This window comes from Mogibacterium timidum ATCC 33093 (genome assembly GCF_000525775.1).
GTDB lineage: Bacteria > Bacillota > Clostridia > Peptostreptococcales > Anaerovoracaceae > Mogibacterium > Mogibacterium timidum.
The window spans coordinates 15,891-30,730 of record NZ_JALU01000015.1 but is presented as its reverse complement, the minus strand read 5'-3'; the positions used below and the strand labels follow the sequence as shown (position 1 = coordinate 30,730).

Below are 14,840 nucleotides of genomic sequence, written 5' to 3'. Positions count from 1 at the left end.
TAAAAGAACATAATTATTTAGTTACACTTTGTGGTGAGGAGAACTTAAATGAACAAGAAATATTTGCCAAGTGCATTAGTCATGTACTTGAACTACTTTTTACACGGTATAGGAGCTGCCATCTTGGGACAGGCTCTTATCAAAGATGCACTTGCTGCGAGCTGGGGAGTCGAGGCTATGGCCATCACAGCTATTTCGGCTGCACTTGGACTCGGGCGGCTTATAGCCCTGCCATTTGCAGGCCCGTTATCCGATAAGCTGGGCAGACGCGTATCTTGCGTCATCGGTGGACTTTCATACGCTATCTATCTTATCGGTCTGGCAGCAGCATTCAATGCAAGCTCACACGGAGGTTATCAGATAGCCTACATCTGTGCTATTGTCGGGGGTATAGCCAACTCATTCCTCGATACAGGCATATATCCCGGTGTTAGTGAAATATTCTCAAAGGCTCCGGGCGTTGCTACTATGGGAATCAAATTCTTCATATCTATCTCGCAGATGCTGATTCCATTTATTTTAGGAATAACCGTTACTACAACGGCGGCCGGTATGAAGTCATACAACACACTTTTCTATGTTGCAGGACTCAGCTATATTGTGCTTGCAGCACTAATATTCTTCTTGCCTCTTCCTGATGCAGATGCTAAGAAAGAGAAGAAGGAAGGGCTTATGCAAAACATTAAAGCCACTCACTTCTCAATTGAATCCATCGCAATGATTCTCATCGGATTTACGACTACCGGTACATTTCAGCTATGGCTGAACTGCGCACAGAACTTCGCCAAAGACGTTGTAGGTTGGGCAGATCCATCTAAGATGCAGACATATTATTCGCTTGGAACCTTCCTCGCACTCATTGTTACTGCACTTCTAACTAAAAAGGTTAGAGACGTTCGTTTTATCTTCGTTTATCCGGTGATCTGTCTGGTGACGATGATTGCGGTATACCTTGTAAAATCCCAGACTCTCTGCACCGTAGGGGCATTCCTTATCGGCTGGGCAGGTGCCGGCGGTCTGCTTCAGATCGCAACATCCGTTTGCAACATGATCTTCCCTAAGATTAAGGGAACTGTTACAGCACTCGTTATGATAGCGTCTTCTCTCTGCAATTATACTTTACTGACAGCCGCAGCAAAGATGAGCCCATCCGGTGTAATGATGATGAACATAATACTCACGGCAGTAGGGGTACTGCTCGGACTCTTCGTAAACATGCGATATTCGAAGATGGTGGAAGTTAATCAGGAATAATGGTGTGGTCTGAGGCTCTTCATACCGGTTAAAGCTGTAGTGATATAGATGCAGAGCCACAGTGCCTGATAGGAATATATCAGAGATGTAATTGAATGCCCGGAAGAATCCGGGAGAAAGGAAAAAAATCCAATCACCATCCTCGATGATTGGATTATACGTATAGACATGAAGACAGTGAAAGTAAGAAATGTAGAAATCGGCTCCGGCATACCGAAGATTTGTGTACCTATTGTCGGCATTACAAAAGAAGATATCATCGCCGAGGCCAAGAGTCTTGATAACCTTCCTGTAGATGTGGTCGAATGGCGTGTCGATTGGTTCGAGAGCGTGTTCGATTTCGGTAAGGTTGAAGATACGCTCAAGGAACTGAGAGCAGCCCTCGGAGACCTACCCTTGCTCATGACATTCCGTACCTCCAAAGAAGGGGGAGAAAAGGCTATTGAGGCGGATGCTTACGCAGAGCTTAACATCAAGGCTGCAGAGACCGATTACGTCGATCTCGTGGATGTAGAGGTGTTCACCGGAGACGATATCGTAAAGAAAATTATCACCGGTGCCCATAAGGCAGGGGTCAGGGTAGTTGCTTCAAATCATGATTTCGACAAGACTCCGGATAAGGATGATATCGTTTCACGACTCCGCAAAATGCAGGATTTGGACGCAGATATTCCGAAGATTGCGGTGATGCCGACAAGCAAGAAAGATGTTCTCACACTTCTCGCTGCTACAGAGGAGATGTATAGAGAATACGCAGATCGCCCTATCATCACCATGTCGATGGCAGGAACCGGTGTAATATCGAGACTTTGCGGTGAAGTATTCGGCTCAGCGCTCACCTTCGGAGCAGCGAAAAAGGCATCTGCTCCCGGACAGATGGGTGTAAACGACCTCAGCACCGTACTTACACTATTGCACAACGCGTTATAAATGCTATACAATGTGCTTAAGGTTGGGTTCTTATAGAACCCAGCCTTTCCCTTTTTATTTACATATCCTGTAAACGTTTTGATCGGAAGGAGAATGCTATGAAGAAAGTGATTCATTTTCTCGACGAAAGCTTGGAGGAATCGCTGTTAATCGCACTTCTCATAGGGATGACAATGATCATGGGCATACAAGTAGTCTCTCGATATGTTTTCGGTATGTCGTTATCCTGGTCTGAGGAATTAACCCGCTACATGTTCATATGGAGCGGATTTCTTAGCGTCAGCTATTGCAGCAAGAAGTGTTTATCCATCAAGATTGAACAGTTCGTTTCTATCTTTCCCAGACGCGGCAACGCAATCTTCAAGATTGTGAACCATACCTTTGAGTTAATTTTCTTCATATATATGATTCCTATTGCGTTCTCATACATGATGTCTGCCGTGGAGAGCGGTCAGGTATCTCCTGCCTGCTCAATCCCCATGTACTATATACAAGCGGCACCATTTGTATCATTCATCCTTGTGGCATTTCGTATTGTGCAGCGCTGGATTATCGAATTCAAAATTGCCATTGGCAAGAATGTCTATGATCCTATACATCCTGAGCGCTCCGGCACAGATGCTGTTATCGAGGCGAATGCAGAACACCTTGATTCCACTAACGGGGAGGTGAAGTATAAATGTCGATAGGTATCCTCTTCATCATCTTCGTTCTACTGCTCATCATCGCCATACCGGTGGGGATCGCTCTCGGTATCACATCAGTACTGCCCTCACTGGCGGATCCGTCATTTACAGTCGGTGCGAAATATATGGTGCGTGCCATGTTCGGTGGGCTTGATTCCTTTCCTCTTTTGGCGGTGCCTATGTTCGTCCTGTCAGGAATCATCATGGCTAAGGGTGGAATCTCCAAGAAGCTCTTTGACGTCTTCGCCTACTTTCTCGGGAATCGCACGGCCGGAATGCCTTGCGCAGTCATTGTTACCTGTCTGTTCTACGGAGCCATTTCAGGCTCTGCGCCGGCGACGGTAGCTGCTGTAGGTAGTATGACCATCCCTATCCTCACAGAGCTTGGCTACGACCTCAAATTCACGACAGCCATCGTGGCAGTCGCAGGCGGCCTGGGAGTTATTATCCCTCCAAGTATTCCCTTTATCATGTACGGCATGGCATCCGGGGCATCAGTCAGTGACCTTTTTATTGCCGGTATCATACCCGGTCTGCTCATCGGCATCCTCCTGATGGTCTATGCATTTTATTATTGCCGGAAGCATGGTGAGGATAAGCTCAGGATTCGGACGGAAGTACAAAAGCTACATGACAGAAGCCTCGTAACCGTACTTAAGGATAGCTTTTTCGCTATTCTGAGTCCGGTTATTATCCTGGGATGTATATATTCGGGAGTCGCTTCACCTACCGAGGCTGCCGTCATCTCCGTGTTCTATGCCCTTATTATCAGCCTGCTGGTATATAAGAGTATTCATCTGAAGGATCTCGGAGAAATATTTAAGGAAGCCATTCGTACCTTCACCCCGATACTCTTCATCCTAGCCGCTTCTACGGCTTTCTCGAGAGTACTAACACTGATGCAGGTGCCTCAGACAGTCAGCGAGCTTATCAGCTCAAATTTTCACAGCAAGATTATAATCCTGTTCATTATAAACGCATTCCTGCTCATCGTAGGAATGGTCATGGATACAACGCCGGCAATCCTGATCCTGACACCTATCCTGCTCCCTATAGCTACGAACATAGGCGTGAATCCTATCCAATTCGGAGTCATCATGGTGGTGAACCTGGCCATAGGCTTTATCACTCCTCCTATCGGAGTCAATCTATTTGTAGCCGCCTCCATAACAGATGTTTCAGTCATGGATATCGCGAAAAAAGCTCTTCCTATGATTGGATATTTTCTCGTGGCTCTTGTGCTGATAACATTTATCCCGGCGCTTTCGCTGGCGCTGCTATAGGATATCCAAGGTTGAACGAGTTATTGTAGGACACTTTTTCATAAGAAAATGTGTCGGTAAGAAATATTATACGAGGAAGATGCGGAATGAAAAACAAAAAAATGCTGACCATCACCTTAATCCTCATAACAATACATTTGCTTTTCCTCTCAAGCTGTTCTATCAGTTCAGGCAACTCCGGGTACAGCAAGTCAAAAGCAAAAAAAGCTGTCAAAGCCGTAGAAGACGGCGGGGAGCAGCGTTATGCATTACCACTCGCTACAGCAAGTCCGGAGGATACTGTTACCCAGCTTTATGCTGATAAATTTGCTTCTGAAGTATACAGACTGAGCGACGGCCGTATAAAAATTCAAGTTTATCCCAATTCAACGCTCGGCGGAGACAGAGATCTTCTCGAAAGCTGCCGAGATGGAGATATACCTTTCATCGTGCAGAATACCGGCCCGCAGGTGACATTTATGCCTGATCTGGCGGTGTTCGATTTACCGGAAATTTATGATTCTATGGATGATTACAGAGCGATTTTAGACAAAGCAAGGTTCAGAAGGCTCCTAAATACGACTTACAGTAAGGGTGGATATCACTTCCTGGGCATAGCAGACCAAGGGTTCCGCGTCATGAGCACAAACAGGAAGGTTCAGAGTATAGATGACTTCAAGGGACAGAAAATCCGCACTATGGAAAATAGCTATCATCTGAACTTCTGGGAATCTATAGGTGCTAATCCGCTGCCTATGAGTTTCGCCGAGGTGTATATCGGGCTTCAGCAGCATACCATTGATGCACAGGAGAATCCTTATGAGGTCATCGTCTCCAATAAGCTTTACGAGCAACAGAAATATATTGTTGAAACTAATCATCTACCTCACATGATTTCACTTATTATGAATGAGGATTTCTATAATACGCTATCTGCAAAGGATCAAAAGATTATGGATGAAGCATCCGCTAATGCTACCATCTATGCCAGAAAGCAGGCAGATAAGCGCATCCAAAGGCAGATAAATACCGTCAAAAAGAGTGGCACAAAAGTTATCGAGTTAGATGATAAAACTCGTGAAGAGATAAAAGCACGCTCCAAAGGAGTTCGCCGGAAGATACGGAAGCATGTAGATAAAGAAATATATGATGAATACATTAGTGCCGGGTAGACCAAAATGCGTAAACTTGCGTAGTTGGGGTTATAGGACAAAACGAGTTGGTAAAAGCAAGGTGATAAATTAAGGAATTGTCAATATATCGTGCGATAAATTAAATTTATAACAGACAGAAAGGTATTCAAAAATACAATCCTTTGAATATGCACGATATTATACAATTAGCACGATGCATTGGTCGCATTCCAAGGGCTGGATTGGGGAACAGCTTGAGATGAGCGTTGTATGCATCAATCGTTACTACCTACATGATGATTAAGGAAAGAATAACATGAAAAAACACACACTTATTTCAAAGTTATCCGGTATTTTCCTATCCTTTGCCATAATAATGACTATGTTACCATATCAGGTTATGGCAGACGATTCGGGAAATCGGGATGAAGCAGCTACGACAAAAAAGGCTGCTGCAGCACATGTTGTTAAAAACAACGGTATTGCAGATGGCAAAGGGACAGCAGTCGGTGCTCGGGCAAAAGCTGCAAAAAATCACAAATTGGAACGAGTATCTACATCGGAGATGGCTGCAGCAACTATTGCTGTTGTCGATACAGACGGCAAGCCTATAGAAGATGGATTCCTGTTTGATCTCGATGATCCGGAGATTAGCCTCCAGCGGGAATATAAGGTAAAAGACGGCAAGATCAAGATAGCGATGCGTACCGGCAAGGAGTATAGACTCGGCATCTCGTGGAATGAACCAAAATTCAATGATTATAAGCTGATCGATGCTGATCCCAATCTCGATACTATTCCTATGGCGATTCCTTCGGAAGGAAAGGGAGCCGTATGGTATGACAGACATACAAAGACTATGAAAGAGGACAAACCGATTTCAGTTATTAGGCTTCAAAAGCTTAACAGTCACGACGATAACTCAGGTTCAGGAGGAAATGGATCCGAGCCGGCACCTGGGCCTAAGGAGAAGGTGAACAAAGGAGAAGTCGTTAATGTTAAGGATATCAAGGTCGAGACTGAGGATGGTAAGCCTCTTCCTGACGGAGTTCAGATTGACGTGTTTGATATGACGGAGTTTGAATGGACACAGAAGCTGTATGTAAAAGACGGCAAGATATCCGGTGTCAAGCTCAAGGCTGAACGTCAATACAAAATCGGCATGGATGTGCCACGTAATAATCCTTTCTATAATGATTATGAACTTACCGGTGCATACAAAAGCAAGCATCTGATGGGAGTCTACGGCAGGTACCAGAACGATTATCCGCTTTACTACGATTATGACGAAGGCTTTGATGCTCCGGAGAAGCCTATTTCGAAGCTGGTGTTTCATAAGTTGAAAAATGGCGAGGACTCCAAGCCAATTGAGAATACATCGTGTACCGTAGGACTTCTTCTATCCAACGAAGGGTATGCGCCAAAGGGAGAACTTCCATTTAAGCTTATTCGCAAGGATAACGGCAAGATAAAGAAGTCTCCAAGCAAAGGGGAAGGACTCGATTTGGTTGTAGAGGGTGGAGTTAAGTATGAGCTTGTACTTGATAAGAATGACACCTACAAGATGAGAGATAAAATCGAGTTCACGATGAAAAAGGACCGCAATGGTGTGTATCAGCCTGTGCGGGAAGGCTATGATGTCGAGGATCTGAACGGAAGACTGACACTTGACTATATCCATCTTGTGAGAATTGATGGCAAGAAACCGAACGGCGATAATATAGAAGAGATACCTTCTGATTATCATATACTGGGTGACGTTACTCCGGTATGGAAGGCGGGAAGCGGAGATATGCTGTTCGTTATTAAAGCCAAGTCTAACGACAAGAACACCTTCAATCACTTCAAGGGTATTGAAGTTGACGGTGTAGCGGTAGATAAGAAGGATTACACCGCGACTGCAGGAAGTGTAAGAATTAGCCTCAAAGCAGAATTCCTGAGCAAACTGAAGCCGGGAAGACACAAGCTCAAAGTTAACTTTGATAATGGATCAAGCGAGTCGGAGTTTATGATAGCTGCAGCAAGTATTTCAAATAACGGAACGGCTCCACAATCGGCAAAGGATAAGGTTGCTAATAAGGCAGGTACACGTGTTAAGTCTGTTAAGACCGTTAAGACCGTTAAGACCGGTGATGAAACCGGACTCGGTTCATTGCTCTTGCTTGTAATGGCGGCAGTAGCATTTGTGTATGTAAATGCTCTGAGAAAGAGAAAAAACTAGACGAGAGAGACAAAAGTATTTTTGAGCCACAACATCATGATAAGAAAAATCCTGACAGAAAATCAGGCTCAAGAGAAGTTCCTCTCGCAATAAAAGCAGTCCTTTTCAAGTGATGGTTCCTGGGCGACGCACAGGCCGAAGCCTTGCTCATAAGCATAAATATGGGGTTCCGCATGTGATAACCAGAACCGTTGTCGAAAGAACTGTGTACGCTGCGAGTGTGTTGGTCAGGAACGGACATTGGGAATAATTAATTGCCTCTTAACTGAGCGGGAGATACGGACTTTCGTACGCACCTCCCGCTCTTTTGATATTTATTATCTGTACTTCGCAATTCCCGTCCTGATCAGATCCTCAATCTGCTCGTGTGCAGCATTTTGTTCCTCGCGGCTCATTGCCTCGAAATGAACGGTAGGATGTATCACCACCTTGATTGTTCCGGCGTTGAAGGTGTTATGCTCCTCAAAGATTTTATAAGAATCGATAATCGAAACCGGCACGATTGGAACCTTGGCTTTCTGTGCAAATTTAAAGCTGCCCGGTTTGAAGTACCCCATATCGTTGCTATGGCTTCTCGTACCCTCCGGGAAAATCGCAAGCGTATATCCGTTTTTGAACAGCTCAGTAGTTTCTTTGAGCGTTTGTATTGCAGCACGTGGATTGCCTCGGTCAATAAATACAGACTCGGTTCCACGTATGACATCGGCGAGAGGTTTGAGCTTTTTTGTCTCGGATTTTGCGATAAATCCAATCTGCGTCGAGCGAAATGCGTCGATTAGAGCATAGATGTCAGCATAGCTCTGATGGTTAGCGACTACAAGGTAAGGCCCTTTGTTCGGGATGTTCTCGGGATTGATAACGTCAACCTTGATTCCCAGTGAAGCGCCGGTGTGGTCACAGAAATAATCCTCACCCTTCCTGATGATGCGCTGCGCCTCGGCGTGGTCGCCGCGAGATTGAGCGGCTCTAATTGCAGGCACATTCTTAAGATATTTGCGGAAACCTCTGTAAACTTTGTTAATTGCGATTGTATTTTTTAAAGGATTCATAATGACCTCCAAATGTTGTGTCGAAGTTTTCAATATAATGCTATAATTCTATGCAAATATGCGAGAAAAATCAAGAAATGATAAAAACCCGCAGTAGGCTTTGTATAGAACCTGCAGCAAGCTTTGGCGATGGTGGATAAGTGTATTCAGAATATTTCGTATGAGTGATGAAACTGCCAAGAGTATGGATGCACAAGAGGTCGCACAGATGTACAAACCTACAGACCTGCAAATATACAGACATACAGACGATATTGAGGAGAGGATATGAAATTTGTTATTCAGAGGGTCAAGCACGCAGAGGTAACTGTGGATGGAAATACAATCGGGATGATCAGCAAGGGCTACATGGTGCTCATCGGTGTTTCCAATTGTGACGACGAGGTGATTGCCGATAGGATGCTCGACAAAATGATCAAGCTCAGGATATTTGAGGATGAAAACGGCAAGACTAACCTCTCGTTGGCAGACGTAGGCGGCGAGCTGCTCCTCATATCGCAGTTCACCCTATATGCGAATTGCAAGAAGGGGAATCGTCCGTCCTTTATCGAAGCGGGTGCACCGGACAAGGCAGAGCAGTTATACGAATACATAATTGATAAGTGCAAATCTCGTGTACAAGTAGTTGAGCGTGGTGAGTTCGGTGCCGATATGAAGGTAGGCTTGCTCAATGACGGTCCGTTTACGATAGTTCTGGACAGTAAGGATATTATGTGAAATTAACATAATATACATAATATAAACAAAGAAAAAAGACGAAAAAACGCCAGTTAAAGCAACTGTACCGACCTTCAATCGTCAGATTCTCAGTCTAACAATTGAAGGTCGGTACAGTCAATTAGCTATTTCCAGTAGCCTTCTTTTATTAATACTTGCTCTGTCCAAGCGGGTTTCACTACTTCTGTCTTAACACTCTCCTGAATGTTTGAAAACGTGCCGTCTCATCCGGGCAAGTGATTGCTTCGGATATATCTTTTCTGTGCATCGCGCAGCGCTTCCATTGAGCTGTATGTACCACCCTTGCATGAATACACCGTGGTAGTGCGTGTTACAGCAGGGTGAGTGACGTATTTATAAACCGGAGGAACCCAGGTTTTGCCGGACTTATCCGAATTCTTTTTGGCTTCTTCTTTTGCAGCTTTACTATTCTTATCATTCTGCTGACTTTTGGCAACTGCTGCCGAAGGGTCACTCTCTGTCTCTGTTGATGCCTCGGATTTATTCTTTGCGGACTTATTAGAAGTTTGACCCTTTGGGGTAGTTTTAGCATTGGTAGAGGATGTGCTCCTGTGAAAACTGAAGCCTCTACTATTATCGACACCTCCCACCGTAGAAAGTATAGAGTACTGGATAAGAGTACTCGCAATTGCAATCATAACACACAATAGGATGGGAAATGACGATTTGCCGGTGCGACGTCCCTCCTTACGTTTTCCCGTAAGTTTATTAAATATATTGCTCTCTTTGCTTTGTTTTAGCAATTTCATTATAAATATACAGTCCTTTTTATTTTTTTACAATTAGATAAACAGTTGATTTTGCATATGCAGGCACAGAGGTCGGAAGAAAAATGCGTAGCCGTACTATTGATAATCCGAATGACACGCGCGCAAATATAGGAAATACCTATAGATGCAAGCAAGCAAACCATAGTTGGCTTAAAAGCTCATCGCATTATGTTACAATATACACAAAATTTATTTCTAAGTAAACAGGTGATAGCCAATGAATAAATTTTCATACACGGTGTAGAGATGAATGTTTTCTGATGGACGCACCGGTTATGTTGGAAATGGGGGTATAATGGCGCTAATATTAGGATTGCTTATCGGAATAGCGTTTGGCTTCGTGCTCAAGAAGAGCAGAATCTGCTACATGGGCACTATAAGGGATATATATCTTGAGGGCAGAAATTATAATCTGCTGCTTTTATTTGCCACGATTTTTACGGAGTCGATATTGTACAACATATTTGTGCTCACCGGATTAGTTGCGGATGGATATGTTTCGTGCTTTTCGCTGGTAGCTTTACCTGTTGGCAGCATGATGTTCGGATTCGGAGCTGTTATGTCCAGCGGTTGTCTCACGATGTCGCTTGTCAAGTCGGGTGATGGTAGAATCATAGGGCTAATTTCACTGGCTACATTTGTGCTGGTAGGCTATTTCTTTTCCGCCGGCAGAGGCCGTTTCTTTGCAGGCAAGTTTATCCAGACATATGAAGTTTTTGATAAAGAATTGATAGCTGATGCTCGCATCAGGCTCGTTCTGTCGGGACTTGTTATAATTCCCGTCTATATAGCACTGTGGAGACATAACAAGAAGAAAAGGAAAAAACGCTATGGCACAGGTGTTCATAATAAAGACATCTGGTTTATATTTTCCGGAATTGTGCTCGGGATAACGTTTCCTGTGAGTGAACACTTCGGCAGAATTGGAGGCTTTGCCATAACTTCTCCGATACTGTCATATCCTTATGCGATATTAAAGCCTAAACAGATTGTCGGGGGATGAAACATCTATGACCAAAGTTTTGGTCTGGGTAGTATGTTAGTGCTTGGAATAGTTGTAGGATCTCTGTTGACTTCTCTGGAAGACAGGGAATTTCATGTGATATTGCCCGGCAAGAGGCAAATTATTAAGACTGTTATAGGTAGTTCAATGATGGCCTTCGGTGCGCTTGTTGCAGGCGGATGTATAGTTGGGAACGGGTTGGTGAAAACCGCACAGTTTTCAATCAAGGCTTGGATAGCACTGATTTTCATAGCCATGGGAATATGGCTTGCTGCATACATCTTTTATGCGGATAGAAGCGGTAAGAAAATGTAATTTCATACAGGAGGAGAATAACATGGAAAAGATTGTAAGAGATGTAAAAGGGCAGGATTGCCCGATTCCACTGATCACCTTAAAGGATGCACTCAAGGATGCAGAACCGGGACAGGTTATAGACATAAGCTTTACATGCCCGGAAGCCCTTAACACGCTTCCTGACTATTGTGATGAACACGAGCTTGAGATCTTGTCTCTCGACAGACAAGCTGATCGTTCGTGGAAAATAACCATCCGCAACCATTAGTAACGTATAGATACGGAATTATATGCATCAGGGTAAAGCTTCATCGTATAGAATTAAATTATATTAAAATACTCATATAAAATATTTATATAGTTACTGTGCGGCAGGAACTTCCTTGATATTATATCCCAGTACTCTAAAAATGTAGGGGTATTATTACTATTGTTAAATTTATTTCAAGGAGGAACAAATGGGATGGATTTATAAATCCGGGAAGGCTTCAGCCGTCTTGGCGACAATCCTCGCTGTTATAATCGTCGGCGCATTTGCTTTGCCGAAAGCTGCTGCTGCGTATACAGAGAAGGATAGTGATCTCCTTTATTCTACCGAAAAGGTAGTGATGAAGGGCATGCCTGTCCAAGATAAGGACACAAAAAAACCTATAACCGAACCTATCAAATTCAGATATTGGGATGCCACATTGCAGGAATTTCAAGGTGTGGTGACATCTAAGAACGGTGTTCTGCCCGATGTGGAGCTGTTCAAGGGTCATCATTATATCTTCTATGCAGAGGATGCAAATTACACCACATACAATCCTAACGGCAAGGGAATCAATATATATCTAGTCATGAATGCGACCGGTTCTAAGGCTATCAATGATAGATATTATGCGGGTAAGGGAAGCCAGATAATCGATGCCTTCCTGATGACCAAAAGAAGCACTCCTGAGGCGGACCCCGAGAATGCGAAGAGGGTCGATGTAAGCCTGCCGGTATTTTATGAAAAGGACGATAGCGACGATTTCGACTTTGGAAATACCAAGATAAGATTTACCAGCGACACTGATGTAGTGGAAGTTCCTATCAAGTTTGGATATGCTAATGCTAAACTAATCGAGGATATGAATTATACGGTTACTGCAGTAAGCGATGATTTTACACTCGATCCGTTCCCGTTGACTGTCAAGGATCACTCGGAAGACGGGAGAGGTAAGGCAGCATACATGCATTTCTCTTGCAGCGCAGTAAGCTATATTTTCCTCAAGGATAAGAGTGATGCGCATAACAAGGACACTACTATTACAAGTACTTCCGGCAACACAAGCATTACAGGCACGAATTTTATGAAAGGCAACTATATCCTTCGTGACAGAATTCTCAACAAAGAGATCCCTGAACTCAAAGGTAAGGATTATCAGGTTGTAGACATTGATACGATCAATCTCTACAGAAACGAGCTTTCTAAGATTGCTGCCGGTGATTTCAAGGTAACAACGAAAATTCCGGCGGGTAAGACTGTAAGCAAGGTGTATTACATTGATAAAAATGGTACGCTTCACGAAGTACCAAGCAAGCAGGATGGCGAAAAAGTTACATTCGACATGCATTCTGTAGGAGTATATAACAATGTAATCCTGTTCAAGGATAAGAACGCCCCTGAGTTTGAGGTATCCATCAATGGATATGCAAATTGGAAAGATGCTCATACTATTGAGGCAAATCTCAGCAGTGACGATTTCACCATCCCTGAGGGCGGTGCGTCACATGTATATTTGATGTCATATGATGGTAGCGAAAGAGTTTACCTGACAAAGGACGATCAGCTGATCAAGCAGGGCAACAAGCTCATAGTCAAGCTGAAGAATAAGAGCTATCACGACTATAACAAGTTTACTGAGTTCGGCCTTTCGGTAGGAGCGATTGAGAGTGCTGACGGTGGAGCAATGAAGAGTGCGGCAGGGGCACATCTTGGAGCACCTGTTAAATTCACGCTTAAGAGTATTTCATATGAGAAGCCTCTTGAGAAGGAGTACAATGCAGGTACAATCGTTGCTAATATCACAGGAAAGAATCTCTATTTCGGAGAGCCTCAGGGTACTACATCCAGCATTCTTCCAGAAGTGACGATTAATGGGCAATTTATAGGTTCAATTAACGGACAGCTTAAATTTGACATTAAGGTCATTGATGATGAGCATGCGAAGATAACCGTAAGCAATATTCCGGAGAATACTACCGGTAAGGATCAGAAGTGGGCTGTACGTATAAATCGTGGCTGGGCTATACCGCTAACCCCGGAGACAGGCGGAAGTGATTACGTAACTATCAAGGCTAAGAGTGGTACCACCCCAACACCGGCAGAATACACAGTTACATTTAACAGCAATGACGGAAGTGCAGTTGCTAATCAAATTGTAAAGCAGGGTGATAAGGCCAGCAAACCGGCAGATCCGACTAAGAATGGATATATATTCGCAGGATGGTATGCGGATAGTGCATGCACTGTATCGTTCAACTTTGACAATCCGATAACCGCAAATACTACTGTATATGCAAAGTGGACTAAGAAACCTGTAGAGCCAACCATGTATACCGTTGCATTCGACAGCAACGGCGGAAGTGCGGTCGCAAGCCAAACAGTGAAGGATGGAGAAAAGGCAGTTATACCGGCAGTTCCTACTAAGGCCGGACATAAGTTCGATAAGTGGATGAATGGAGCTGTTGCATACAACTTCGATGCTCCGGTAAAAGGCAATCTAACACTGACTGCCTCGTGGATTGCAAATACATACAACGTGTCGTTTGATACAGATGGCGGAAGCGCTGTTGCAAACCAGAATGTAAAGTATGGTGATAAGGCTAGCAAACCGGCAGATCCTACTAAAAAGGGATATGTATTTGCAGGATGGTATACTGATAAGGGCTACAAAGCTGAGTTCGACTTCACTAAGGGAGTTATGACAAATACCACAGTATATGCAAAATGGAATGCAGAAGCACCACAACCGGTTGCAGGCTATAAATTTACGGACGGCAAGGATGCGGTGTGGAAGTCCGGAGATTTGAAGTTCAAGGTTGAAAATCCTGATGTCGACAAGAATGCTGCAGGGGACAAGGTCTTTGACAGATTCCTCGGCATCGAGGTAGATGGTAAGCCTGTTGGCAAGGCAAACTACACCACAAAGCCGGGAAGCCTTGAGATCACGCTCAAGGAGAACTTCCTTAGAACGCTTGGCGCAGGCAGACATTCTATCAAAGTTAACTTCCGCGGCGGCGAGTCTGCAGCTACCAATTTCACGGTAGTAAAGGCAGGAACTGCTCAGAACGGAGTTAATGGCGTTAATAAGGGCGGTACTTCACATAACAAGGCGGTCAAGACCGGCGACAGCTCGAATTCGTTTGCAGATGCGCTTGTGCTTCTTCTGTCAGGATCAACACTGGCAGGAATTGCTGCATACAGAAGAAAGAGAGCTTAATTTGTAGCGGGTTCGCACTAGCTAATTCGA

At 44.1% G+C, this 14,840-nt stretch carries 11 protein-coding genes and 1 pseudogene; 10 read left to right on the top strand and 2 right to left on the bottom strand.

What is annotated here, in order from left to right; translation table 11 throughout:
• Window positions 1-48 precede the first annotated feature (48 nt).
• The 6 genes from HMPREF0581_RS03400 to HMPREF0581_RS03375 all read left to right on the top strand — a co-directional run bounded on the left by HMPREF0581_RS03400 (window position 49) and on the right by HMPREF0581_RS03375 (window position 7,486).
• Window positions 49-1,254, top strand: a complete 1,206-nt coding sequence (locus HMPREF0581_RS03400; protein WP_009643371.1) for an MFS transporter — start codon at window positions 49-51, stop codon at window positions 1,252-1,254.
• Between the two features lie 168 nt (window positions 1,255-1,422).
• Complete coding sequence (gene aroD / locus HMPREF0581_RS03395) at window positions 1,423-2,184, top strand: type I 3-dehydroquinate dehydratase (protein ID WP_009643504.1); 762 nt, start codon at window positions 1,423-1,425, stop codon at window positions 2,182-2,184.
• 98 nt (window positions 2,185-2,282) lie between these two features.
• Entirely contained in the window at window positions 2,283-2,873 is a 591-nt protein-coding gene (locus tag HMPREF0581_RS03390) for a TRAP transporter small permease (RefSeq protein WP_051426914.1), read from the top strand.
• Window positions 2,864-4,153 (top strand): TRAP transporter large permease, encoded by a 1,290-nt coding sequence (locus tag HMPREF0581_RS03385; RefSeq protein ID WP_036380473.1) that lies wholly within the window; start codon window positions 2,864-2,866, stop codon window positions 4,151-4,153. Before HMPREF0581_RS03390 ends, HMPREF0581_RS03385 begins: the two co-directional genes overlap by 10 nt.
• Before the next feature lie 86 nt (window positions 4,154-4,239).
• Complete coding sequence (locus tag HMPREF0581_RS03380) at window positions 4,240-5,304, top strand: TRAP transporter substrate-binding protein (protein WP_009643338.1); 1,065 nt, start codon at window positions 4,240-4,242, stop codon at window positions 5,302-5,304.
• Between the two features lie 277 nt (window positions 5,305-5,581).
• Window positions 5,582-7,486, top strand: coding sequence for a hypothetical protein (locus HMPREF0581_RS03375; protein WP_009643351.1), 1,905 nt, complete (start codon window positions 5,582-5,584; stop codon window positions 7,484-7,486).
• Window positions 7,487-7,803: 317 nt separating this feature from the next.
• Here HMPREF0581_RS03375 and HMPREF0581_RS03370 read toward each other — a convergent pair whose 3' ends face one another.
• On the bottom strand, window positions 7,804-8,535 hold the full coding sequence (locus HMPREF0581_RS03370) for a lysophospholipid acyltransferase family protein (RefSeq protein WP_009643502.1): 732 nt from the start codon (window positions 8,533-8,535) through the stop codon (window positions 7,804-7,806).
• A 267-nt stretch (window positions 8,536-8,802) separates the two neighbouring features.
• Between HMPREF0581_RS03370 and dtd the strand changes: the two genes are divergently transcribed.
• Window positions 8,803-9,252 carry a D-aminoacyl-tRNA deacylase gene (dtd, locus tag HMPREF0581_RS03365; protein WP_009643433.1) on the top strand — a complete coding sequence of 150 codons (450 nt, stop codon included), beginning with the start codon at window positions 8,803-8,805 and terminating at the stop codon, window positions 9,250-9,252.
• Between the two features lie 224 nt (window positions 9,253-9,476).
• Here dtd and HMPREF0581_RS03360 read toward each other — a convergent pair whose 3' ends face one another.
• Window positions 9,477-10,022, bottom strand: coding sequence for a hypothetical protein (locus tag HMPREF0581_RS03360; protein WP_009643335.1), 546 nt, complete (start codon window positions 10,020-10,022; stop codon window positions 9,477-9,479).
• A gap of 271 nt (window positions 10,023-10,293) precedes the next feature.
• Between HMPREF0581_RS03360 and HMPREF0581_RS08910 the strand changes: the two are divergent.
• From HMPREF0581_RS08910 to HMPREF0581_RS03340, 3 genes and pseudogenes are all read left to right on the top strand, one after another.
• A pseudogene (locus tag HMPREF0581_RS08910) lies at window positions 10,294-11,361 on the top strand (YeeE/YedE family protein).
• 22 nt (window positions 11,362-11,383) lie between these two features.
• Window positions 11,384-11,611, top strand: coding sequence for a sulfurtransferase TusA family protein (locus HMPREF0581_RS03345; protein WP_009643507.1), 228 nt, complete (start codon window positions 11,384-11,386; stop codon window positions 11,609-11,611).
• Window positions 11,612-11,801: 190 nt separating this feature from the next.
• Complete coding sequence (locus tag HMPREF0581_RS03340; protein WP_009643352.1) at window positions 11,802-14,810, top strand: InlB B-repeat-containing protein; 3,009 nt, start codon at window positions 11,802-11,804, stop codon at window positions 14,808-14,810.
• Window positions 14,811-14,840: the final 30 nt, after the last annotated feature.